This is a genomic window from Oscillospiraceae bacterium MB08-C2-2, from assembly GCA_035621215.1.
Classification (GTDB): Bacteria; Bacillota; Clostridia; order Oscillospirales; family Ruminococcaceae; genus WRAV01.
In genome coordinates this window covers 2,899,475-2,922,750 of record CP141729.1, presented here as the reverse complement: position 1 = coordinate 2,922,750, position 23,276 = coordinate 2,899,475, and the positions used below count along the sequence as shown (strand labels likewise).

The 23,276-nt window shown below is 51.7% G+C and carries 26 protein-coding genes and 2 tRNA genes; 6 read left to right on the top strand and 22 right to left on the bottom strand.

Annotated elements, in window-relative coordinates; genetic code table 11:
* Nucleotides 1–110 precede the first annotated feature (110 nt).
* Complete coding sequence (locus U6B65_13170) at nucleotides 111–2,519, bottom strand: heavy metal translocating P-type ATPase (GenBank protein ID WRS27263.1); 2,409 nt, start codon at nucleotides 2,517–2,519, stop codon at nucleotides 111–113.
* A gap of 26 nt (nucleotides 2,520–2,545) precedes the next feature.
* Nucleotides 2,546–2,809 carry a metal-sensing transcriptional repressor gene (locus U6B65_13165; GenBank protein ID WRS27262.1) on the bottom strand — a complete coding sequence of 88 codons (264 nt, stop codon included), beginning with the start codon at nucleotides 2,807–2,809 and terminating at the stop codon, nucleotides 2,546–2,548.
* Nucleotides 2,810–3,016: 207 nt separating this feature from the next.
* Here U6B65_13165 and U6B65_13160 point away from each other — a divergent pair, with 207 nt between their 5' ends.
* From U6B65_13160 to U6B65_13150, 3 genes are read left to right on the top strand one after another with little or no spacing between them, the layout of a single operon-like run.
* Nucleotides 3,017–4,006 (top strand): biotin--[acetyl-CoA-carboxylase] ligase, encoded by a 990-nt coding sequence (locus tag U6B65_13160; GenBank protein ID WRS27261.1) that lies wholly within the window; start codon nucleotides 3,017–3,019, stop codon nucleotides 4,004–4,006.
* 14 nt (nucleotides 4,007–4,020) lie between these two features.
* The gene (locus U6B65_13155; GenBank protein WRS27260.1) at nucleotides 4,021–4,560 is read left to right on the top strand and encodes a biotin transporter BioY; all 540 of its coding nucleotides are present in this window, start codon (nucleotides 4,021–4,023) and stop codon (nucleotides 4,558–4,560) included.
* Complete coding sequence (locus U6B65_13150) at nucleotides 4,557–4,943, top strand: DUF1284 domain-containing protein (protein ID WRS27259.1); 387 nt, start codon at nucleotides 4,557–4,559, stop codon at nucleotides 4,941–4,943. Before U6B65_13155 ends, U6B65_13150 begins: the two co-directional genes overlap by 4 nt.
* Nucleotides 4,944–5,157: 214 nt before the next feature.
* Here U6B65_13150 and U6B65_13145 read toward each other — a convergent pair whose 3' ends face one another.
* From U6B65_13145 to U6B65_13125, 5 genes are read right to left on the bottom strand one after another with little or no spacing between them, the layout of a single operon-like run.
* Nucleotides 5,158–5,835 (bottom strand): N-acetylmuramoyl-L-alanine amidase, encoded by a 678-nt coding sequence (locus tag U6B65_13145; protein WRS27258.1) that lies wholly within the window; start codon nucleotides 5,833–5,835, stop codon nucleotides 5,158–5,160.
* Nucleotides 5,832–6,140 carry a phage holin family protein gene (locus U6B65_13140; GenBank protein ID WRS27257.1) on the bottom strand — a complete coding sequence of 103 codons (309 nt, stop codon included), beginning with the start codon at nucleotides 6,138–6,140 and terminating at the stop codon, nucleotides 5,832–5,834. The genes U6B65_13145 and U6B65_13140 overlap by 4 nt, the downstream gene beginning before the upstream one ends.
* Nucleotides 6,128–6,493, bottom strand: a complete 366-nt coding sequence (locus tag U6B65_13135) for a hypothetical protein (protein ID WRS27256.1) — start codon at nucleotides 6,491–6,493, stop codon at nucleotides 6,128–6,130. The genes U6B65_13140 and U6B65_13135 overlap by 13 nt, the downstream gene beginning before the upstream one ends.
* A gap of 17 nt (nucleotides 6,494–6,510) precedes the next feature.
* Complete coding sequence (locus U6B65_13130) at nucleotides 6,511–6,723, bottom strand: hypothetical protein (protein WRS27255.1); 213 nt, start codon at nucleotides 6,721–6,723, stop codon at nucleotides 6,511–6,513.
* Nucleotides 6,724–6,734: 11 nt separating this feature from the next.
* Nucleotides 6,735–7,937 (bottom strand): hypothetical protein, encoded by a 1,203-nt coding sequence (locus U6B65_13125; protein WRS27254.1) that lies wholly within the window; start codon nucleotides 7,935–7,937, stop codon nucleotides 6,735–6,737.
* A 397-nt stretch (nucleotides 7,938–8,334) separates the two neighbouring features.
* On the opposite strand from U6B65_13125, the gene U6B65_13120 reads away from it, so the two are divergent.
* The 3 genes from U6B65_13120 (at nucleotide 8,335) to larE (ending at nucleotide 10,344) form a co-directional block, all read left to right on the top strand.
* Nucleotides 8,335–8,694, top strand: coding sequence for a helix-turn-helix transcriptional regulator (locus U6B65_13120; protein ID WRS27253.1), 360 nt, complete (start codon nucleotides 8,335–8,337; stop codon nucleotides 8,692–8,694).
* A complete protein-coding gene (locus tag U6B65_13115) occupies nucleotides 8,691–9,311 on the top strand; it encodes an ImmA/IrrE family metallo-endopeptidase (protein WRS27252.1) in 621 nt (206 codons plus the stop codon). Before U6B65_13120 ends, U6B65_13115 begins: the two co-directional genes overlap by 4 nt.
* Nucleotides 9,312–9,516: 205 nt before the next feature.
* Entirely contained in the window at nucleotides 9,517–10,344 is an 828-nt protein-coding gene (gene larE, locus U6B65_13110) for an ATP-dependent sacrificial sulfur transferase LarE (protein WRS27251.1), read from the top strand.
* Nucleotides 10,345–10,630: 286 nt separating this feature from the next.
* Here larE and U6B65_13105 read toward each other — a convergent pair whose 3' ends face one another.
* The 15 genes from U6B65_13105 to U6B65_13035 form a co-directional block, all read right to left on the bottom strand.
* Nucleotides 10,631–11,170, bottom strand: a complete 540-nt coding sequence (locus U6B65_13105) for a GNAT family protein (GenBank protein WRS28958.1) — start codon at nucleotides 11,168–11,170, stop codon at nucleotides 10,631–10,633.
* A 313-nt stretch (nucleotides 11,171–11,483) separates the two neighbouring features.
* Nucleotides 11,484–11,560 (bottom strand) — tRNA-Val (locus U6B65_13100).
* Between the two features lie 41 nt (nucleotides 11,561–11,601).
* Nucleotides 11,602–11,677 (bottom strand) — tRNA-Ala (locus U6B65_13095).
* Nucleotides 11,678–11,787: 110 nt separating this feature from the next.
* Nucleotides 11,788–12,597, bottom strand: coding sequence for a metal ABC transporter permease (locus U6B65_13090; GenBank protein ID WRS27250.1), 810 nt, complete (start codon nucleotides 12,595–12,597; stop codon nucleotides 11,788–11,790).
* Entirely contained in the window at nucleotides 12,590–13,330 is a 741-nt protein-coding gene (locus U6B65_13085) for a metal ABC transporter ATP-binding protein (GenBank protein WRS27249.1), read from the bottom strand. The genes U6B65_13090 and U6B65_13085 overlap by 8 nt, the downstream gene beginning before the upstream one ends.
* Nucleotides 13,331–13,341: 11 nt before the next feature.
* Nucleotides 13,342–14,277 carry a metal ABC transporter substrate-binding protein gene (locus U6B65_13080; protein WRS27248.1) on the bottom strand — a complete coding sequence of 312 codons (936 nt, stop codon included), beginning with the start codon at nucleotides 14,275–14,277 and terminating at the stop codon, nucleotides 13,342–13,344.
* Between the two features lie 285 nt (nucleotides 14,278–14,562).
* On the bottom strand, nucleotides 14,563–15,519 hold the full coding sequence (locus tag U6B65_13075; protein ID WRS27247.1) for a D-2-hydroxyacid dehydrogenase: 957 nt from the start codon (nucleotides 15,517–15,519) through the stop codon (nucleotides 14,563–14,565).
* 22 nt (nucleotides 15,520–15,541) lie between these two features.
* Complete coding sequence (fabG, locus tag U6B65_13070; protein WRS27246.1) at nucleotides 15,542–16,294, bottom strand: 3-oxoacyl-ACP reductase FabG; 753 nt, start codon at nucleotides 16,292–16,294, stop codon at nucleotides 15,542–15,544.
* A gap of 16 nt (nucleotides 16,295–16,310) precedes the next feature.
* Nucleotides 16,311–17,258, bottom strand: a complete 948-nt coding sequence (locus U6B65_13065; protein WRS27245.1) for a transketolase C-terminal domain-containing protein — start codon at nucleotides 17,256–17,258, stop codon at nucleotides 16,311–16,313.
* Nucleotides 17,255–18,091, bottom strand: coding sequence for a transketolase (locus U6B65_13060; protein ID WRS27244.1), 837 nt, complete (start codon nucleotides 18,089–18,091; stop codon nucleotides 17,255–17,257). Before U6B65_13060 ends, U6B65_13065 begins: the two co-directional genes overlap by 4 nt.
* A gap of 23 nt (nucleotides 18,092–18,114) precedes the next feature.
* A complete protein-coding gene (locus U6B65_13055; protein ID WRS27243.1) occupies nucleotides 18,115–18,858 on the bottom strand; it encodes an ABC transporter ATP-binding protein in 744 nt (247 codons plus the stop codon).
* On the bottom strand, nucleotides 18,851–19,606 hold the full coding sequence (locus U6B65_13050) for an ABC transporter ATP-binding protein (protein WRS27242.1): 756 nt from the start codon (nucleotides 19,604–19,606) through the stop codon (nucleotides 18,851–18,853). Before U6B65_13050 ends, U6B65_13055 begins: the two co-directional genes overlap by 8 nt.
* Complete coding sequence (locus U6B65_13045) at nucleotides 19,603–20,613, bottom strand: branched-chain amino acid ABC transporter permease (protein ID WRS27241.1); 1,011 nt, start codon at nucleotides 20,611–20,613, stop codon at nucleotides 19,603–19,605. Before U6B65_13045 ends, U6B65_13050 begins: the two co-directional genes overlap by 4 nt.
* 11 nt (nucleotides 20,614–20,624) lie before the next feature.
* Nucleotides 20,625–21,521 carry a branched-chain amino acid ABC transporter permease gene (locus tag U6B65_13040; protein WRS27240.1) on the bottom strand — a complete coding sequence of 299 codons (897 nt, stop codon included), beginning with the start codon at nucleotides 21,519–21,521 and terminating at the stop codon, nucleotides 20,625–20,627.
* Between the two features lie 115 nt (nucleotides 21,522–21,636).
* Entirely contained in the window at nucleotides 21,637–22,899 is a 1,263-nt protein-coding gene (locus U6B65_13035) for an ABC transporter substrate-binding protein (GenBank protein WRS27239.1), read from the bottom strand.
* Nucleotides 22,900–23,276: the final 377 nt, after the last annotated feature.

Genomic DNA, 23,276 nt, shown 5'->3' with positions numbered 1-23,276 from the left:
AATATTTCACAACGCTATAATTACATTTGCTTTATATACCAATTTTGAACAAATTCGGATTGCTTTGCAGACTTGTTTTGTTTATATATTAACATTAAGATACCATCAAGTCAAGGCTTGAATCTTTTCAGGCTGAGGGAATTGGTCACCACAGAAACCGAACTAAAGGCCATGGCACCGCCTGCAATAATGGGTGTTAAATACCCCAATGCGGCAAAGGGAATGCCTATTGCATTGTAGATAAAAGCCCAGAACAGATTTTGTTTAATTTTACGCATCGTCTGTCTGGAAAGCCGCAAGGCCGCCGGGATTGCAGTCAGTTCACCACTCATGAGGGTGATTGCCGCCGCCTCAATGGCAACATCCGCACCTGTTCCGATGGCCATGCCAATTTGGGCAGCGGCAAGAGCCGGGGCATCGTTGATGCCGTCACCCGCCATGGCCACCATCTTGCCTTGGCTTTTGAGCTGCTCCACCCGGGCGGATTTATCCTGTGGCAGAACCTGTGCCATTACATGATCGATTCCTGCCTGAGCGGCAATGGCCTGTGCTGTGCGGGCATTGTCGCCGGTCATCATATAAACCTCGATGCCCATCTTTTTAAGCTGTGCCACAGCCTTAGCCGAGCTGGCCTTGATGGTGTCGGCCACAGCAATGATGCCCAAAAGGGCTCCATCCCCTGCAATCAGCATAGCGGTTTTGCCCTGATCTTCCAAGCCGGTCAGCTTTTCTTCAATGGAAGCAACCTCAATGCCTCTATCTTCCATAAGCGCACGAGTTCCGATCAGGAGTGCACGGCCTTCTACTGTGGCGGAAACACCACGGCCGGGTATAGCGGCAAAATCCACAGCCTCCGGCAGAGGCTCCTCGCCTGCTCCCTGCACAATAGCCTGACCCAATGGGTGTTCGGAGGGCTTTTCACCAGCTGCGACCAACCGCAGAAGCTCTTGGGAGGATATATCCCCCACAGGAAGTATGTCGGTGACCTCCGGCTTACCCTTGGTAATAGTACCGGTTTTATCCAGCACCACAGTATCCACCTTGCCGGCATTTTCAAGATATTCGCCGCCCTTAATCAAAATACCATTCTGCGCTCCCAGCCCGGTACCCACCATAATGGCTGTAGGCGTGGCCAGACCCAGCGCACAGGGGCAGGCAATAACCAGCACCGATACAGCGTTGATCAGCGCTCTTTGCACATCGCCGGTAAAAGCCCACCAGAGAATAAAGGTCAAAATGGCGATACCGATCACCACCGGCACAAAGATACCGGAAACCGTATCCGCCACCTTTTGGATTGGAGCCTTGCTGCCCTGCGCCTCTTCCACCATGCGGATAATCTGGGCAAGAGCGGTATCCTTGCCGATTTTGGTGGCCTTGAACTGGAAAGCGCCGAACTTGTTGATGGTGGAGCCAACAACCACATCACCCACGCTTTTATCCACCGGGATGCTCTCACCGGTGAGCATGGATTCATCGAGGCTGGAATGTCCAGAGGTGATCACACCATCTACGGGAACCTTTTCACCGGGGCGAACCACCAGCAAATCCCCAACGGCGACCTCCTCCAAAGGAATGTCGTATTCTTTGCCTTCACGCAATACACGTGCGGTTTTGGCCCCCAAGCTCATGAGCTTTTTAATGGCTTCGCCGGTGCGGCCCTTAGCGGATTGCTCCAAATATTTGCCCAGCAGAATCAGGGTAATAATCACGGCGGCGGATTCAAAATAGATTTCCTTCATGCCCATGTGGGTCATATCGGTGGGGGCGATAAAGCCGTTGTAAACGCTAAGAAGATAGGCCGCCGTGGTGCCCATGGAGACAAGCACATCCATGTTGGCACTGCCGCCCCGCAGAGCGTTGAAGGCACTGCGGTAAAAGCGCCGCCCAATATAGAACTGCACAGGAGTGGTCAGAACCAGCTGAACCCACGGCGTGTGCAAAAATTTTGCAAAGTCATTGTGAATACCTGCAAAGGAAAGAATCATGCCCAGCAGCATCGGGGCACTGAGAACAATGCTGATAATCAAATCCCGGCGCAGAGAAGAGGCTTCTTTGGCCTTGATGGCCGCTACGGCATCCTCGCTGACCATTTCATCCAGAGCCGCACCATAACCGGTTTTGCGCACTGTTTCGATCAGTGCGGCGGTATCCACCACAGCCGGGTCGTATACAAGCACGGCCTTTTCACTGGCCAGATTAACCGAGGCAGACTGCACCCCTTCACGGCGTGTCAATGCCTTTTCCAGCCGGGAGGAACAGGCGGCGCAGGTCATCCCGGTGATGCGCAGAGTGGCCTTTGCGGTTTGGTGCACCACCGAATAGCCCAGCTTAGTCACTGTTTCCTCTAACTGCTCCTGTGTGACCACTGTGCTGTCAAATTCCACCACAGCCTGCTCCGAGCCATAATTAACCGTTGCCTTGGAAACGCCTTCCTTCCGGCCCAGGCTCTTTTCAATCCGGGCCGAGCAGGCGGCACAGGTCATCCCGGCTATTTTCAGGGTTTTAACTTCGTTCATAACATCTGCCTCCTCACAGCCGCCTGTTACAGCAGCTTATTGATAATTTCCTGAATTTCTTCTAATTTATGCTGGGCTTGATCCTCATTCTGCATAGCACTGAGCACACAGTGGGACATGTGCTGTGCCAGAATTAGCTTGTTGGCACGCTTTAAAACCGCCTGAGAAGCCATGATCTGATTGGAGATATCAATGCAGTAGCGGCCCTCTTCAATCATGGCGATGATGCCTTCAATCTGGCCACGGCAGGTTTTCAGTGCGGTAATGGCTTTCTTCTGTTCTGTATTCATATTGGCTCCTTTACCACTACACCCCGGAGGGGTGGCTATGATTTCAGTATATGCATTCTTCACCACTCTGTCAAGTGCCAAAAGTTTGAATTTATAAAGCAGCTGCAATATCCCCATAGAATTGTTAACTAAAAATAAATTTAAAGTTGACAATTCTATTTTTTTCCTTTATCATAAAGCCCAGTTAAAACAAAAGGAGACTGGGTCATGCTTCAGGAAAAGCTTTTATATCTTTTGGAGCAAAGCAAAGGGCAGCTGATAACCGGCGGCGAACTGGCAAAAGCCTTGGGTGTCAGCCGAACAGCTATTTGGAAAGGGATTAATACCCTTCGGGAAAAAGGCCATGAAATTGAGGCTTTGCCAAACAGCGGCTACCGGCTGCTGGCTGGGAGCGACGGCTTATCCCGCCAGAGCATTGCCGACGCTCTGAAAACCGAAAAAATCGGCCAAAGCCTTGTTCTGCTGGATACAGTGGATTCCACCAACGCTTACCTCAAGGCGCTGGATACCGCCCTGCTCCCGGATGGGCATACCGTAATTGCCAACGAGCAAACCCAGGGCCGAGGGCGCTTGGGCAGAACCTTTCATTCCCCGGCAGGGCAGGGCATTTATCTGAGCGTTTTGCTCCGGCCGCAGATTGCTTTGGAGGAGGTTCCCCTGCTGACTGTGTGCGCCGCTTTAGCGGTATATCGGGCCATTGGGCAGGTCTGCGGGCTGGAAACTCACATCAAATGGGTCAACGATATTTTTTATGAGGGAAAAAAGCTTTGCGGGATTCTCACTGAGGGTTTGATTTCGGCCGAAATGGGAACGGTGGAAAGTGTGGTTGTGGGAATCGGCGTCAATACCGGCGCTGTGGCCGAGGAGGTGGAGAGCATTGCCGCCACCTTGGCACCGCTCCGTGCAGGCCGTGGCATACGAAACCAGCTGGCGGCGGAAATTCTCAATCAGTTGGAAGCCGTGGTTCTGGATTTTCTCTCTGGTAAACGGCAGGAAATTTTAGAGGCCTACACCCAAAGGCTGTTTATCATTGGCAAGGAGATCGTGGTTCATCTGCCTCGGGAAAGCTTTGAGGCAACCGCAGTGGGCCTAGATGACGCTGGTAGTCTGCTGGTGCGCAATCGGCAGGGACAAACCGTCGCTGTAAGAGCCGGGGAAGTTTCTCTCTCACCTCTAACCGATACTACCAAACCATAAAAAGGAGACAACCCATGTCGAAACAGAAAATTACCACCCGCGATCTCTGCCTGATTGGCATTTTTACCGCTTTCACCTGCGCTATGGCTCAGGTTACCATTCCTCTGCCTCTGATTCCCATGACCATGCAGACCTTTTGTATCCCATTTGTGGGGATTGTGCTGGGGTCTAAACGGGGGGCTTTCTCCGCTCTGGTTTATGCACTGTTAGGCGCTGTAGGGCTCCCGGTTTTTGCCGGCTTTACCGGCGGCCTCGGCATTGTGTTTGGGCCCACCGGCGGATTTATCTTATCCTTCCCCCTTATGGCCCTTTTAGCCGGAATCGGCGCTGAAAAGGGTGGCAAGGTCTGGCTGTGGTCGGGGCTTGTGCTGGGTGCGGTGGTCAATTATCTCTGCGGTATGTTCATGTTCAGCGCTGTGACCGGGCTGGGGCTTGCCGCCGCCTTTGCCAAGGCTGTTCTTCCCTTTCTGCCCACCGCTGCCATCAAGATATTGCTATCCGGCTGGCTGGGAGTAAAATGCAAAACACTCCTACAAAAGCGTGTACCGGCATGAAGCTGAGACCACATCATCTGCTCTGTACCCAAGGCTACAGCGGCCGGGGTTACAGCGAAGAATTTGTAGCCAACATGAACCGGGTAACAGACCGCCTCCGAAACCACCGGGGCACCGAAATTAAGCTGACTTTTTCCACAGATGATATCTGCTCCGCCTGCCCACACAAGCTGGGCGAAGGGCTTTGCCGCTATCAGGAAAAAGTCCTGCGCTACGACAGCAAAGTGACCTCTCACTTTGCTTTGCAGGAAAAGACCTATACTTACGATGCGCTTATCGAGGAAATCCGCTCCCGAATCACCGGCACCGTTATGGATGATATCTGTGCCGACTGTGCATGGTATCCGGTCAGCGCCTGCCGAAAAAACCTGCTGGCTCTATAAAAATCAACAAGCTCTATGGGGAGCATCCCATGCCCCCATTTTCCCCCCGTATTGTGCCGAAGCGGCACAATAAATGGTATTCCTGGGTCCAAATGAATTCGATTCAGGAAAAATTATGGAACAAAACGACTGTGCCTCTTAACACTTTTAGTTTTCACACAGCCGAAAGCCCCCTCCCAGAGTATAAAACTCTGAAAGGGGGCCTTATTTTGGGTTAGGAGGGCTTTACATCCTGCACAACAATGGACGGGAATCCCTTTTCCTGCAATAGCCTTTGCATATTCAAAGCGTTGCTTTTATTGGCAAAGGCACCTGCCTGCACCCGGTAGAGCAGCTGCTCTTTCTCCGGCAGAGCTGTCTCCAAGGAAAAATAGCGGCAGATTTCCTCCGCTATCGTCTTGGCGTAAGCTGTCAGATGCAGGTCAAACAGGCTGTTATCCTCACTGTTGGAGATAAAGCCCAATTCCACCAGAATGGCAGGCATATGGGTTTCCCGCAGAACGTGGTAGTTCCCCTCTTTTACACCACGATCCGCCGTGGTGCCTACCCGGCATAAGGCTTGATGAATATTCTGCGCAAACTGCCGGGTTGTCTCGGGGCACCCGGGGTAAATCCACACTTCATTCCCGTGGGCCTGGGGGTGGGAGAAGCTGTTCCGATGGAGGGATACAAACAGCGCCGCCCCGGCTTTATTGGCCAAGGCACTGCGCTGCTCCAATGAAACCGCTTGGTCACTGTTCCGGGTCTGGAGAACTTGCACATCACTTTTTTCCAGAACCTTTTCCACCGCCAGTGCCAAGCGAAGGGTATCGTCCTTTTCCAAGCGGCTTCCACTGAGCCCGCCGGGGTCTTTGCCGCCGTGACCGGCATCCAATACCACAATAGGGTTCATTTTTTCTGTTCTTCCTTCCCTTTTTCCTGCTGGCGGATCAGCTGATTGGCATAAACGCTGGCCCCTGCACAAAGAATGCCCTGCACGATGCCATTGAATACAGCCGCTATGCCCTGCTGCCAACCGGTGATGCTTTCTGTGGAGAGCACCCGCAGCAGCGAAAGCACAATACCTGCCGCACCCAAGGCCAAGGGAATGTAGTGATCGGGCAAAAAGCTGGATTTCTTGAGAAAATGGCCAATGATATAAAGCACCGGAACCAAAATCAGCAGCTCCGGATGGATAAATTGGGTTAGATCAACCACTCTGCATCGTCCTTTCCATTTCGTATTTCAGTGGGCAGCTTTTGCAGCTCCTCCACCAAATGTGTGATGGTTCCGTTGCCGCCCAGAGCATGGTACCCCTTGTACAAATCCAAAAGATTCTCCCGGGCATAAATCGGGCATCTGCCCTCGGCGGTATAATGGTTATAGGTCTGTATAATCCGATCCCGCAGCAAGGCCTGCATACCATTTTGCATGGCTTCCTGCTCGGTTTTCGCTGTTTGAAACTTTTTTATCAGCTTATGATATGCAAGCCCCATCCAAGAAGTGATCATTCCAAACACCAGCTCCAACCAGTAGTTGACAATAAAAGTGCGCAGAACGCATTCCCCCATTTTTTAGATTCATATGCTTAGCGGATATAGGCCGCCATCTCCCGGATGGCATACTGCATATCCCACAGGCACAAATATAGCCTTGCCCGGCGGGAAATGAGCAGCTTTTGGGTTGTCCCAACAGGGCAGGCCGCAATTTTCTCATTAAGCTGGTGTATGCGCTGCTGCACACTCCGGCAGCTTGCTTCATATTCCTCAATGGTATCCTGCATGGCTCCAATTCCAGGCATGTTATCCCTCCTCAATAAATAATCATGGTGATCCAAAAGCATTCTTCTCCCGGGGCCTGCACCGGAAAGGTTATCTCCGGGGTATCCTCTCCATAGCCCCGGCTTAGAACAAGCCTTGTGTGAAGGCCCGCCTCCAGAACACCCTGTTCCTCAAGCTCACACAAATAGTGCCCAAGCTTTTCTTCCAACTGCTTATCCCTTTTATGGGCATGGGCGCCGCCAAGATACCAGCGGTTATAGAGAACACCCATGTCATTGGCGATTTGATCTGCCAGCCCCAGAGCCGCACTGCTTTTCAGACTGCTTGGCCCCCTTGCGGGCTGTGGCGATTCAGGTGCCAGCATAAGCCCCACAGAATCACAGTGCAGAAAGAGCGGCCGGTCGGGGTAATACTCTCCATCATAAGCAAAGCCTTCACAGCTCTTCCCATAAGAAGAGGAGGCCAAAATCCCACTGATCCACGGAACCAGCAAATCGGGAGATTGCCCCTGCCTGCTTGCTTTCACCGGCAAAACCCCCAGTGTGGCCTTTTCTCTGCCCGGCAAAACGGTCTGGAACAGCGCGCCCTCCCGCTCCCGCATCCAACGGGTGAAGCGGATGAATAAATCCTGCACCTCTCTCACAGGGGAACAGCACCCCAGAATGTGAAAGGGATGGCTTTCCACCTCCTCCAAAAAAGCCCGATACTCGCCTTTTCCGGCTGGTGGAGGGTTTTCTCCGCCTATAAAGGGGAGCCGCTCCACCGGCTGGAGCAAAGCCTCCCGGTTCCACAGAACATAATCGTTATCCTCCAGCTGGGAAGCAGAAAGAACCGTTTGAAAATCCACCAGCTTATTTTCAAGCCGGGTTGCCACACAAAACCCCGGATGCTCCTCCCCCCAACGAACCACGGTCACACTGAGAGCGTTGCCCCGGGCTCCTTTATATCGGGCAAATCCAAAGGAGCACTGGGCTGCCCGCCCCCCTTCACCCAACCGGTAGAGCAATACCCTTTGCCCATGGCAAAACAGCTCCCGAAGCGGGGTAAGCCGTGGGTGCTCCCTGGGATAGCCCAAAAGAGGCATGGCCCTTTCCCGGAATTCTTCTGCACCAAGCTCCAGTATACTTTGCTGCTGGCCCCAATCCAGCTCCAAAGCCAAGGCTACCGTGCCCCGGCGGGAAAAAGCCGGTGTTACCCGGGCGCTGTTGACATACCGTATCCAGTGATTTTCCATGGTTTTCCTCCCTCATTCTTCGCCGAATGCCTTCCTCTTTTTGTACCCCATTTCAGAACCGGCACAACGGAGGTATGTGGCCGCCCATTCCTCCAAACACCCGGTGCAAATCCATTGATCGGCAAAATCGTAATACCGCTGCCCTGCTCCAATGCTTTCCCCACAACGACCACACCGGAGAAGCACGGCCGGATTGGGTGCATTGGGGCATCGATTGGCGCAGGGCGTTTTCTGGCACTGCTGACACATAGCAAGCTCCTTATCGAAACAAACGTTCTTTTTATATTTCTATTATACAACAACCTAAAGTTGTTTTCAAGTATAAAAACATATATTTGTTGTTTTTCTATTTGCAATTTACTCCGTTTAGTTGTATACTGTGCTGGGGGTGTATCACATGCTTGGTACCAAAATTAAACAGCTTCGTATCGAAAAAGGCCTTTCACAAACGGAATTAGGCGAAAAACTCCAAGTCACCCAGCAGTCGGTGGCCAAATGGGAGAAGGGCAGTGCCCAGCCCAATATGGAGATGATCACCCGGCTCTGCGGCATCTTTGAGGTTGACCCCAACTATCTGCTGGGGCATTCCGGCGAAGAGGCTTCGCCTATGACCGGCGATGAACGCAAGTTGCTGCTTTTGGCCCGCAAGGCCGTGGATATTCCGCCACAGCAGCGGCAGGAAATCATTGACCTTTTTGAGAAAACCATTGACCTTTATCTCAAAGCTAAAGGAATGCCGGAGGAAAAGGATGAATGAAGCCTGACTTTGAAAGATGCAGAAGGCTGGCAACACAGCTTCTGCTCAGACAGAATAAAGCTGCCCTGCAAACTGACGTGCGTTCTCTCACCTTTGACCGGCCTGTTCTCATTGATTCCCTTCAAAACTATGCCCGCCTGACCCACACACCCTGTTCCCTGCTCACCAGCTCGCTTCATTGGCTGGATGGGGGAACGCTGGTATGGGGGAACACACGGGTTGTTCTTTATGACCATACACAAAAAAACGATCGGCGCATCAATTGGACCTTGGCTCACGAGATCGGGCATATCTATCTGGAACACACCGAGGATGGCCCTTTGCAGGAGATTGAGGCCCATTTTTTTGCCGCTCAGCTTTTGATGCCGGAGGTTTTGGTGCAATATCTTGCCGCCCATCACCCCCGCTCCCAGCAGAATACCCTGACTCGGCGAGATTTGACCACTTGCTTTGGGGTTTCCAATCTGGCAGCCCAGAAGCGGCTGGATAGCCTCTGCCCTTCTGCGGGTTCCTGCTCCGGCGAGGAGCAGTTTCTGCTTCAGCGCTGTATGCCCGCTCTCAATCAGTATCTTCTGAGCTGCCGCCGCAGGAGCATCAGTGTTTCCATGTTGGATTAGTCATCTTGACACAAAACCTATGGGTATAGTATACTATTGACAGGCTGTGAGTTTGCACGAAGCACTCCACAGAGCCCGCAGAAGGGCTTTTCCTATGGATCAAACAGCAATGAGCCCATAAAAATACAGAAAAAAAGACAGCTATGAAAGCGTCATGGTGCTAAAAGCGCCCGCCTTCATAGCTGTTTTGTCAGGAGTGCTGAAAATGGATGCATTGGAAAAATTAGAAAAACTCAAAAATTATCTGCGGGAGCTTTCCAGCGTGGCGGTTGCCTTTTCCAGCGGCGTGGATTCCACCTTTTTGTTGCAGGTGGCCCACGATACTCTGGGGGATCGGGTCATTGCCGTTACAGCCCGTTCCTGCTCCTTTCCCCAGCGGGAGCTGAAAGAGGCCATGGCGTTTACCGCCGCCAAAAACATACGGCATATACTCTGCGATTCCGAGGAGCTGAACATCGAGGGCTTTTCCAGCAATCCGGTGAACCGCTGTTATATGTGCAAGCAGGAGCTATTCACCAAGATCGGCGAGATCGCCCAGCAAAATGGGATTCTGCATATTGCCGAGGGCTCCAATATGGACGATATGGGGGATTACCGCCCCGGCTTGCAGGCGGTGGCTGAGCTGGGGGTTAAAAGCCCATTGCGGTATGCCGAGCTGAACAAGGAGGAGATTCGCTTTTTATCCCGGCAGTTGGGATTGCCCACATGGGATAAGCAATCCTTTGCCTGCCTTTCTTCCCGCTTTGTCTATGGGCAATCCATCACGGAAGAGAAGCTCCACCGGGTGGATCAGGCGGAACAGCTTCTGCTGGATATGGGCTTTCGGCAGGTGCGGGTGCGAATTCACGGGGATTTGGCCCGGATTGAAATTGCATCGGCAGAGTTTGAGAAAATCATGGAGCCTTCTGCCCGTGAAACGGTGTATACCAAGCTGAAGGAATACGGCTTCAGCTATGTGACACTGGATATGCAGGGCTACCGCACCGGCAGTATGAACGAAACACTGGGGAAGCAAAAAGAAATACATGCCTGAATAGACAGAATCAGGCTAGGCTGTCAAGAAAATCAACGTTTGGATCAAACCTTTTCAAAAGGTTTGCGGTTTCCAAAGGCAGCGTCTTTGGACGCTGGACGCATCCAGCGGAATGCTTTGATATAAGAGCCGTTTTCTTTGGTTCTTTCTTTTGCAAGGGAAAAGAAAGAACTACCTTTTATTTCAAATTTTTCTTCCCTCAAACAAGTCCCAGCGGGACTTGTTTGATAAACTGGAACCGGGTTAAGCAGGAGACGCTTAACCCGGTTTTCTCTTTATTTTACCCTTAGGCTTTTTCCCATTCCTCCGCCAGAATGCTATAGCGGATTTCATCCTGCCAAAGGCCGTTTTTACAGCGGACAGCTCTCAAAACGCCTTCATGGCGCATACCCGCTTTTTCCAAAACATGAGCCGAATCGTTATTGGCGGCGTTGCAGCTGGCGCAAACCCGATGAAATCCCAGCTGATCAAATCCAAGGGCAATCAAAGCCCGGGCAGTTTCAGTGGCATAGCCCTTGCCCCAGAATTCCTTGAGCAGAAAATACCCCAGCTCGCCGAACCCGCCATACTGGTTTTTCATCTGCACTTCCATCATGGCGGAGCCGACATAAAGGCCGGTGGCTTGCTCAACAATGGTCCATTCATAAAAACTCTTTTCTCCGGCGGCACCCGGCAAAAGCTTTTCAAAGCCCTCCCGAGCCTCCTGCTCGGTTTTATAAGCATCCATATAGGCATATCGCATGACTTCTTCATCCATATAAACGTCCCGAAAAAAGGGGAAATCCTCGGGTTTGTATTCTCTAAGCAGCAGTCTGGGGGTCATCATCTGCAAAGCGGATCGGCCTCCTTTTAAGAGAATGGGGTTTTGATCGAGAGAAAGAAACTTCAATTGACGCATCACGCTAAAAATATATACTCACACCACCGAAAACAAGACTCAAGATTTGAGAAGTGCCATTGAGAGAACTTTTTTCCGCTTGCTTTGGGGGGCAATTTGAGGGTCAACGTGTTATAATGTGTGTTTCAGAGAGTGCCTGTTCAACCCAAGCAAACACCAGCGATTCTATCTTACCCACAAATAAATGGCTTAGTTAATACATAAAAAAGATTGCTTAAACACAATGTTTAAGCAATCTTTTTGGTAGGGATAGAGGGGCTCGAACCCACGACCTCTCGCATGTGAAGCGAGCACTCTAACCAGCTGAGCTATATCCCCATTTATCAAAGCAAAATCTGTAAGGCATCCATAAAAGACGATGGTGGACCCAAAGGGGTTCGAACCCTCGACCTCCGCATTGCGAACGCGGCACTCTCCCAACTGAGCTATGGGCCCATACAGCGGACTTGCTGTTGCTTTAACAGTATACCCTAAAACCACCTGCCTGTCAATTGCCTGCGGGGATTTTCGGTAACGAAAATTTTGCTCCCCGCATGGGGCTTTCTCTAGTTTTTGGCTCGGGCCACCCGGAAAAGCGCCTTGCCCGAAAAGACCAGCAAAAGCCCCGCAACACCCACCAAAACAATGGTGGCACCCGGCCGAAGCTGGCCATAGTAAGAAACCGTAAGCCCAATCATGGTGAACAGTACCCCAAAGCCCGCAGAGGCCCATACCGTTGTTTTAAAGCTGCCCGCCACCTGCATAGCACAGGCCACCGGAATCACCATCATGGAGGAGACAATCAGCACCCCCACAGTCCGAGCCGCCACCGAAACGGTCACAGCCGTGAGGATGGTGAAGATGAAATTGACAAGCTTAACCGGAACACCGGCCAACCGGGCGGCTTTTTCATCCAGTGTTACATAAAAAAGCTCCTTAAAAAGCAGAAAAAAGCCGAGCAGCACAGCGGCACTGACACCCACCACCAAAGCCAGCTCAAAATCACTGATGGCTACAATGCTGCCGAACAAAAAGCTGTTGAAGCTGGAGGAATTGGAAACAAACCCAGAAAGCACCCCGGCCAGCCCCACCCCGGCCGACATGACAATAGCCACCGCCATTTCACTGTAGCGGGGAATTTTTTTGCGGATGGCCTCAATTCCCAGAGCCGCCGCCACACAGGCTGTCATAGCGCCCACAATAGGATTGATGCCCATAATCAGCCCCGCCGCCACCCCCGCCAGAGAGGTGTGGGAGAGAGCATCCCCAATCATGGAAAGGCGCTTGAGCACCACTATAATTCCAATGCAGGGAATGATCACCGCCAAAAGCAAACCGGCCAAAAAGGCCCGCCGCATAAATTCAAATTCAAGCATTGCATTCTCCCTCTCTTTGCGGATGGGTATGCCGGTGGCTCAGCTCATGCTCCAACTGATCCCGGCTCAGCTCCACCACCGAACCGCACTCCAAACAAAAAACACGCCCCGCTATGCGGGTGCCTTTTTCCAGATCGTGGGTCACCATGAGGATCGTCAGCCCCTCCTGCCGGTTCAGCTCCTGCAAAAGGGCATAAAGCTGGCGGGCAGCATTATCATCCATGCCGGTGACCGGTTCATCCAGCAGCAGAACCGCCGGGTTGTTCACCAGCACCCGGGCAATGAGAACCCGCTGCTGCTGACCGCCCGAGAGCTGGCCGATCATGCGCCCCGCATAGTCCCGCATGCCCACCTTTTCCAGCGCCTCTAGGGCTAGTTCCCGGTGCTGGCGGGTCGCCCGGCGCAGAAAGCCGATTTTGGCATAGAGATTGGCCTGCACCAACTCCAGCGCTGTGGCAGGGAAATCCGCCATACCGGAAAGCCCGCTCTGGGGGACATACCCGATCTTAGGCCAATCATGAAAGCGTTCGGTATCCTGCCCCAAAATGGAAATATGGCCCGCCTTTGGGGTCAGCTCCCCCAAAATCAGCTTGAACAGGGTGCTTTTCCCCGCACCATTGGAGCCGATCAAGGCCGCAAAATCCCCGGCATACAGCGCCAAATCAATATCCTCCAGCACCGAACGGCCGCTGTAATCAAAGGAAACCTTTTCTATATTCACAACAGGCTGCATCGATTTTCCCTCTATTCCAAGGCAAGCTTTAGTGCCTCCAAATTACGGCGCATCACCGAAAAATAATCCTCCCCCGCCGCTTCCTGCTCAGGGGTCAACCCCTCCAGCGGGTTGAGCACCGCTGTTTCGGCCCCAATCTCCCGGGCTATAACCTCCGCCACCTTGGGCGAGGTCAGCTCTTCAAAAAAGATCACCCGAATCTGATGCTCCCGGGCATAAGAGATCAGCTTGGAAAGCTGGGCAGGCCCCGGCTCGGAATCCGGGGAAAAGCCCTCAGCCGCCACCTGATTGAGCCCATACCGACGGCAAAGGTAGCCAAAGGCCGCATGGGCCACCACAATATCTTTACCTGGCAGGGGTTCCAAAGTCTTTCGGAACTCCTGATCCAGCTCGTCCAGCTGCCCCACAAAGGTCTGGTAATTGCTTTCGTAATCCGCCTGATGCTCCGGGTCAGCCTTCACAAAGGCATCCCGGATGGCCACCGCCTGCTCCTTGACCAGCACCGGGTCCAGCCACACATGAGGGTCTAAGCCACCGTGATCATCCTCTTCTTCGTCCGAATGCTCGTCCTTCTGCTCTGTGGCCTGTGTCAGCCCGTGGGAAGTTTCCACAATCACCAGCTTTTCGGTTGAAAGAGCATCCAGCACACCATCCACCCAATGCTCCATGCCGGCACCATTATAAATGAATACATCGGCCTTTTCCAAAGCCGCTATGTCCGCCGGCCGAGGTTCCCAATCGTGGGGCTCGGTGCCTGCGGGGACAAGATTGGTCAACGAGACATGCTCCCCGCCGATTTTGGCGGCAAAATCATACATGGGGTAAAAGCTCACACAAACAGAAAGCTTATCCGACTGCTCCGGGGGCTGATCCGCCCCTTTACACCCTACACCGGTAAGAAAAACCAGCCCTGCGGCCAGTATACTAAGAAAACGCTTCAAAACCATGTGCCTCCTATGGTATCCATTTCATGGAAAACCCCCGAAAGGGTATTCCCAGTCTACTGCATGTCCGGCCATCTTGTCAAGAATTTCCCATGCCTTTGGTGGGCTTTCTACCATATAACCCAGTGTGTCCAAAGTCCTATCACAACAGGTAGGTTTGAGTATATTTAGATTGCCGCCTGTATTCTCTTCTATCATCTCCTTTAAACAGAGAAAAAGCCGCCCAGTTTGGACAGCTTTTTCCCTATTATGAAGGAGTTTGAGTTTTCCGGACCGGTTGAATAAGAGTTAGTTCACAACATTTTGTGGCTTGTTCTGCAAAAAGGCGGCTAAATTTTCAACCGCCACAGCCATCAGCCGTGTTCTGGCTTCTCGGGGCGCCCATGCAATGTGGGGGGTGACAATACAGTTTTTAGCACCAATCAAAACGCTTCCATCCCGGGGCGGTTCTTTTTCCAGAACATCCACCGCCGCACCCGCAATTTTTCCGCTTTCCAACGCTTCTTTCAAATCTTCCTCTACAATCAGCGGCCCACGGGAGGTGTTGATCAGCAGTGCACCATCTTTCATTTTGGCGATGGTATCCTTGTTGATCATGCCTTTCGTGGAATCCATCAGCGGGCAGTGAAGAGAAACCACATCGGAACAGCGCAGAATTTCTTCCAGACTGACATACCGAAGACTCTCGTTTTCCAATGTCTTGTCGATATATTCATCATAGGCCAGAACCTGCATGCCAAAGCCCTGCGCAATTTTGGCGGTTGCACGGCCAATTCTTCCAAACCCGATAATGCCTATGGTTTTTCCGCTCAGCTCTATGAGAGGATAATCCCAGTAGCAAAAATCTCGGCTCCCCGCCCAGCGCCCCTGCTCAACAGTTTGGGCATGATGAGCCACATGATGGCACAGCTCCAGCAGCAGGGCAAACGCAAATTGGGAAACCGCCGCCGTGCCGTAAATAGGAATATTGGTGACAGGGATGCCCCGCTCCTTGGCCGCAAGTGTATCAACAACATTGTAACCGGTAGCCAGCACCCCAATATATTGAATATCGGGGCAGCTTTCCAAGGTTGCACGGGTAATGGGGGTCTTGTTGGTGATCACACACTGGGCCCCGCCAATGCGGCTGACAATCTCATTTTCCGGGGTGTGATCGTAGCAGCAAAGCTCGCCCAAGTTCTCAAAGCCTGCCCAGCTTAAATCACCGGGATTTAATGTATATCCGTCCAATATGACGATCTTCAATATACTGCCTCCTCTGGGTTGGTTAATCCATGTGGGAGCCGCCGTTGACATCGATATCCTCACCGGTGATGTATCCGGCATCCTCGCTTGCCAAAAAGGCCACAGCAGCAGCTACTTCTTCCACCGTTCCGGGACGCTCAATGGGGATAGTCTTCCAAGTGGCTCTTTCCTTTTCTTCGGGCAAACCCTTGCGAATCTCGGTGGCAATCAGCCCCGGACATACACTGTTGACTGTAACGCCATCCAAAACGCATTCTCTTGCCAGTGCTTTGGCAAAACCCAAGATACCGGCTTTGGCTGCGGAATAATGTGCGCCACCATAAACACCGCCGCCCCGCTTGCCGGAAACTGAGCTGATGTTGACAATGCGCCCGTATTTGCGGCTTTGCATATGGGGCAGCACTGCCTTTGAGCAAAGGAAGGTGCCGGTCAGGTTAACGGTGAGAACCCGGTTCCAATCCTCCAAGGTGGTGTTGAGCACGGTCACAGGCTGTGTGATGCCTGCATTGTTCACCAGAACATCCACCTGCCCCAGCTTTTCAATAGCGGTTTCCACCATGGCGGACACACTGGTTTCGTTGGTAACATTGGCCTCAATGCCCACGGCATTTTTGCCCAGTGCCCGAACCTCTTCTGCCACGGCATCGGCACCGGCGGCATCCATATCGGCCACCGCTATATCATAGCCTGCCTTTGCCAGATACAAGGCGATTGCCCTGCCGATTCCCTTGGGGGAGCCTGCCCCTGTAATCAAAGCCACTCTTCTCTCGTTCATGCTGTTATTCTCCTTTTTATCGGCCCAAAAGCCCTTGGGCTGTAGCAATTATATTTTCTTTGGTGATGCCGTTCATTTCCAGCAGGCGCTCGTAAGGGGCGGATTGACCAAATTGATCCTGCACACCAATGCGGCGCACAACACAGCTTCCCAGCTCGGCCACCACTTCACTGACAGCACTGCCAAGACCATTGATGATGTTATGATCTTCCACTGTGATAATTTTGCCTGTGGTCATACAGTCTTTGACTGCCTCGGTATCCAACGGCTTGATGGTGTGCATATCATAAAGCTTTACCGATATGCCCTGCTCTTCCAGTTCTCTGGCAGCTTCTATGGCAAGGTGGAGAGTATCGCCGTTGGCAATGATGCCAAGGTCGGTGCCATCCCGCAATTTTTTAGCCTTGCCAATTTCAAAGGAATCCTCTTCGGTGTAAACCACCGGAATCGCATCCCGGGTAAAGCGCAAATACACCGGCCCTTTATATTCGGCCGCGGCACGCACCAGCTTGCGGGTGGAATAATAATCCGCACCCATAATCACAGTCATGTTGGGCAGAGTGCGGAGCACACCCATATCCTCAATGCACTGGTGGCTGGCACCGTCGTTGGCGGGGGTAAGCCCGCCATGGGAGCAGGCAATCTTTACATTCAGGTTGGGGTAGCAAACCTCCTGCCGAATCTGCTCGGCCATGCGCAAGGAGCCAAACACCGCATAGGTGCTAACAAAAGGAATCTTGCCTGTTGTGGCAAGCCCCACCGCAACACCACAGCCGTTTTGCTCGGCGATGCCCACGTTGACATGCTGCTGGGGCAGCTGGGTGGAAAAATCGGTGGTTTTGCAAGATTTGCCGATGTCAATATCCACCACAAAAATGTTTTCATTCTCTTTGCCCAGAGCCAGAATTTCGGCGCCAAAAGCGTCTCTGGTGGCAATTTTCTCCATGACCGCTGTCTTGCTCATGCACGAAGCCCTCCTTCCAGCTCACTGATGGCCTGCCGGTATTGCTCATCGTTTGGTGCCATTCCATGCCAAACCACTACGTCTTCCATATAAGAAACACCCTTGCCCTTCACGGTATCCAGTACCACGCAGGTGGGCAGCCCATCCTTTTTATCGCGGATTTTATCCAGTGTTTCCACAATTTCCTCCATGCTGTGGCCGTTGATACGGTGGGTATCAAACCCAAAGGCACGGAACTTTTCGGCAAGATCGCCACTGGGCATAATTTCATCGCAGCAGCCATCGCACTGCAGGCGGTTGTTATCCACAAACACCACCAGATTATCCAGCCTGTATTTCACAGCGGTCTGCGCCGCTTCCCAAACCTGCCCTTCCTGGCATTCGCCATCACCCAACAGGGCGAATACACGGTAATCTCGATTATCACGCTTACCGGCCAGAGCCATACCGACCCCGCAGGAAAGCCCCTGCCCCAGCGAGCCGGTGGAGATATCAATTCCCGGGCATTTTTTCATATCCGGGTGTCCCTGCAAAATGGAGCCTTCCTGACGCAGGGTATGTACCACTTCCCATGGGAAAAATCCCCGCATGGCAAGAGCAGAATACTGAATGGGGCACACATGCCCTTTGGAAAGGATAAAGCGGTCACGATCCTCCCACTTGGGGTTTTGGGGGTCTACGTTCATTTCACCAAAATACAGGGCTGCCACAAGGTCTGCCGCCGAAAGCGATCCGCCCGGATGCCCGGATTGAGCCTCGTGAATCATGTTAATGGTGTTGATGCGCAGCTCTTTTGCTTTTTCTTTAAGCTGTTCTGCCGAAAGGTTTTTCAACTTTTTCACCTCGTTTTAATCTGTTAGCAATCGGACTGTTTTTTATTTGCGAACTTGCCAAGATATGCCTGTATAACCTGTGGATTATTCTTGATCTCTTCCGAGGGGCCGTGGGTAAGGATTTTGCCCTGCTCCAACACATAGGTGTATTGGGAAATGCGCATAACCATACGGGCATTTTGCTCCACAATCAGGATAGGAACCTCCATGCGGGCGTTGATCTCCACAATTTTCTCAAACAGCTCCGCCACAATAACCGGTGCAAGCCCCATAGAGGGTTCATCCAACATGAGCATACGGGGGCGGGCCATAATGCCCCGGCCGATGGCCAGCATCTGCTGCTCTCCGCCGGAAAGGCTCCAGCCCAGCTGTTTGCGGCGTTCTTTAAGGCGGGGGAACAGACTGTATACTTCACACAGCTCATCCTGATAGGATTCCCTGCCAAAAAAGCCATGCCAGTTGATTGCCCCGGCCTCCAGATTTTCTTCCACTGTCAATCCGGGGAAGATGTGCCGCCCCTCCGGAACATGGACAAGCCCCATTTTGGCAATCTCGGTGGGCCGCTTGGCAATGATATCGGTTTCGTCGCTCACTACAATGGAGCCGCTGCGTTTAATCATGCCGGATATCGACTTGAGCAGAGAGCTTTTTCCCGCTCCGTTGGAACCGATCAAGCTGGTGATGCTTCCCTGCCGCACATGCAGGCTGATGCCCTTGATTGCTTCGATTGCACCGTAATAGGCGTGCAGATTTTCAATCTTAACCATCGATATCCTTTCCCAGATATGCCTCGATCACTTCCTCATTGGAGGAAACGGCCTCGGGGCACCCTGTTGCAATTATTTGCCCAAAGTTAATCACCACAATATCGGCGCACATGTTCATAATCATATCCATGGAATGCTCAATGAGCAGAACACCCATCCCCTGCTCGGCGGCAATATTGATCAACGCCATAGCATCCTCTTTTTCCTTATCGTTGAGCCCCGCCGCCGGTTCATCCACCAAGATCAGGCGGGGATGTGCCAGCAGAGAGCGAACAATTTCCAGCAGCTTTTGCTGACCATAGGTCAGCGAGGTGATGTCGCTGTCCAAATCCAGCGTGAAACCAGCCACCTTCATATACCGCTCCAGCTCCTCCTCAAAATCCATTTTTTGATGGGAGAAAAAGCTCTTGAGAAAACTTTTTTGCTCGGCCAGATCACATCCAAGCAGCAGATTATCCCGGATGTTGGAGCGCTTTAGAAACCGCGGTGTCTGAAAGGTTCTGCCAATCCCCATACGTGCCCGGGCAAAGGGCGGTACCTTGGTTACCTCGGTGCCATCAAAATACAGGCTGCCGGAATCCTGAATGTAAATGCCGCTGATAATATTCATCAGGGTGGATTTGCCGGCGCCGTTGGGACCGATAAGCCCGGTCACATGTCCGGTCTCCACCTTGAAGGAAACATCGTTTGTAACATGCAGGCCGCCAAAGTGCTTGTCGACATGCTCAAGGCGCAGTATTTCGCTCATTGCTTTGCACCTCCTGCTTTTTTGGCAGATGGGTTCCATATAAGGCGGCGCAGCCATTTACCAAGCTGCTGGCTCATTCCGCTGAGCCCCATGGGCATAAACACCATCAGCAGAATAACGGCAAGGCCATAGAACAGCTGCAAATACCGTTCCAGACTGCGGAAGGCTTCCGGCAGGATTGTGATTAAAACAGAGCCTACAATACTGCCAAAGGTGTTGTTGATGCCGCCCACCATTGCCATAATAATAAACTGTGTGGCGTTGTTGTAAGCAAACAGATCGGATGCAACAAAATTCCCCTGCATAACATAAAGTGCACCAGCAAAGCCGCCCAGCATCCCTGCTATAGCAAAGGCCTTAACCTTGGTTTTATATACATCCACACCCAAAGTGAGCGCCGCCGTATCGTTATCCCGCACCGAGGCCAGCGCCCTGCCAAAGGCACTGGTGCGAATGCGCTCCACAATAATGGCCAGCACCACCAATACCCCGATCAAAAAATAGAACCAGTGGTTGTTATCCTTGAGTTCATACCCACCCACCGAAAGGTTGGGAATACCGGAAATACCATCCGGCCCACCAAAGAGGGGGCGATAGTTCATAAAGAAGGAGAAGCTCACCTGCACCAACGCAATGGTGGCAAAAGTGAAATATGTATCCTTGAGCTTGAGCAGAATCAGCCCGATCATATAGGCAAGCACTGCGCAGAAGATGGGCGCCAGCACCAGTGCCAGCAGTGTTGGGATTTTAAAGCCCAGCCGCCCGGTGCAAACATTGGCTACAAAATAAGCGCCGTAGCCCATAAACGCAAGCCCACCGAAAGAAAGCTGCCCACCCATGCCCAGCATGATGGAAATACCCAGCGTGATAATGGCATAAATCAACGAGATATTCACCACCATCAGCGAATAACCCTGAAACATAACCGGAATAAAAATAGCAAACATAAGGCTGACTGCCAAAACCACCAGGGCGGATATTTTGATCTTTTTCTTCTGTGATTTCACTTTTTCTCCCCCTATGCCTTATCTTTAATTTTCATTCCAAACAGACCCTGCGGACGCACCACAAGAAACGCCAGCAGCACAAGAAAAATCACAGCGTCTTTGTAGGTTGACCAGCGAACAGCCGCTGTAGATTCAATCAACCCCACCAGAACCGAGCCGATAATGGCTCCCTTGATGTTGCCCAGCCCCCCGATAATAACACCGGCAAAGGCCCGCAGCAGCAGAGTTCCCAGTGTTACATTCACGGTAAAAATGGGGCCGACCATAAATCCGCCAACACCCGCCAACGTAATGGAAATAATATAGGTGGCCGCCGTGGTCACAATGGTGGGAATGCCCATCAACTCGGCAGCAAATTTATCCTGAGAAGCCGCCTGAATCATTTTTCCCGCATAGAGTTTTTCGAAAATAAAGAATACCAAGCCGATAATCACCATACCTACCACAGCGGTCAGAATCAGCTGCCAGGAAACATTTACCCCAGCGATGTTCACCAGCAGAGCACCACCGGTGGCTTCGTTTTCCAACAGCGGAGGCATGCGCAGCGGCAGCCCGCCCCAAACCAGCATAGCAATCTCTTTAATGACAATCGAAGCACCCATGGTGGCAATAATAATAGCAGTGGGATAGCTGGCGTCCCGCAGTGGCCAGTAGATTGTAAACATAAAAATCAGTGCGATCACAGCAAAGGAAATCAGCGCAACGGGGACTACAACCCAGATCGGCAGCTCCATTTGAACTTGCAGAGCAAAGGTGATATAAGCACCCAACATCAGAAGCTCACCCTGCGCAAAATTCAAAACACCGATTGCCCGCACCAGCAGGATAATACCCATCGCCACCAACGCATACACCATACCCATGGCCAACCCATTGAGAAAAACCGTTAAAACTACATTAAAACTCAAACTTTTCACCTCACGTTTTGCATTCGGCAATGTTTATAGCCTTTGAAGGCAGGGCAGCCGGTGCCGGTCCGGAGCAGGCTGCCCATTCCTCAAAACGCTTTATCCGGTCTTTCGGTCAGCGGTATTTTACAGCGTCGATCATAGTTGCCTTGCTATCTTTGATTTCCACAAAGAAGATAGCGGAAAGGAAGCCGTGATCTTCTTTATATGTCATATCACCCAGCACACCCTGATAACCCTCAATTTTTTCAAAGCCTTTATTGATGGCGTCCAGATCGTCAACTGTGCCGGCGTTTTCACAGGCAAGCCGAATCAAATGAACAGAATCATAGGATACAGCAATGGGGCGCTCGGTATCGTGGCCGTATTTGGCCAAAAAGCCTTCTTGGAACTTTGATGCGGCCGGGGTTCCCAAATAGGGAGACCAGTCTGCCACAGCGATCCAGCCGTCTGCAGCTTTTCCTGCATTTTTGATAACCACGCTGGAGGTAACGGTGGAACTTGCGACCCGAGGCAGGGTGCAGCCTGCATCGGCAATGGCAAGGCTGAGCAGTGTATGTGGATTTTCATTGGAGAAAGAAAGAATGCCATCCGCCCCGGAAGCCATAACCTGTGCAATGATAGGGCCAAAGTTCTTTTCATCCTCTGTGTAGCCAAACATCATATTGTCGGGAACATCGATGCCAAATTTTTCTTTATACGCTGTGCGGATGTCGAATCCGCCAGCCTGTGTGGTGGGCAGTGTGCAATAGAGGATAGCCGGGTTTTTGATGCCAATGGTATCGTGGGCATATTTGGCAATGGCACCGGCCGCTACGCTGTCATGGTTGCGGGGCTGCCAAACATAGGGATTGCCTTCTGCGGCAATGGCATCGCCGGAACCACCCGTAATAAACGGCACCTTGGCCTCTGCGATCTGCGGCATAATGGCCAATGTATTCTGGGAGTAAGGAGACCCGATAATAGCAACCAGATCATCCCGTTCCATCAGCTTGGTGGCTGCATTTACCGAGGCCTGCAGGTTATCAACCTCATCTTCTATCACCAGTTCCACCGGGCGGCCCAGAATACCGCCGGAGGCATTGATCTCATCTACAGCGTATTGTGCGCCTTCCTGTGAGAAAATACCGACTGCCTGATTAACACCGGTTTTGGCTGCGATCAGGCCGATCTTCACCGGTTCGCCGCTGGCGACAGGCACTTGTGAGCTGGCAGCTGCACTGGAACCTGCACTGGAACCTGCGCTGGAGCTTGGGGCGGGAGTGCTGCTTGTTGCCGGAGATGGGGAACCGCCGGAGACGCAGGCTGTTAAGGAAACCAGCAGAGCTAGAGACAATAGAACGACCAAAAGTAAAGTTGACTTTTTGTTTTTATTCATAAGTTCCTCTCCTCATTTCTTGTTTTATTCAGCGTTTCACCCATTGCGTATGGCATTTGACCTCCTTTCTCCCCCAACGCAACCATTCGTTAAATACAATAAAATATTGTTTTACTGTAAGTTTTTTTTAAGTACTATGCCTCGAAAGGATTAGTTGCATAGTATCTTATTTGATTCATTGTGTCAATACCTGTTTTATAATTTGAAATACATTACACAAATAACTATATCTAATTACATGAATAATAACGAAAATCCCCTACAATTCTAAGTGGATTTTGTTAGTTTATTCACAATATATGGCTTATCTATCACGAAAACAGAATTAATCCTATTTTAATTTCAGAATTTCAAAGATTGAAACGCTGTCTAATTAA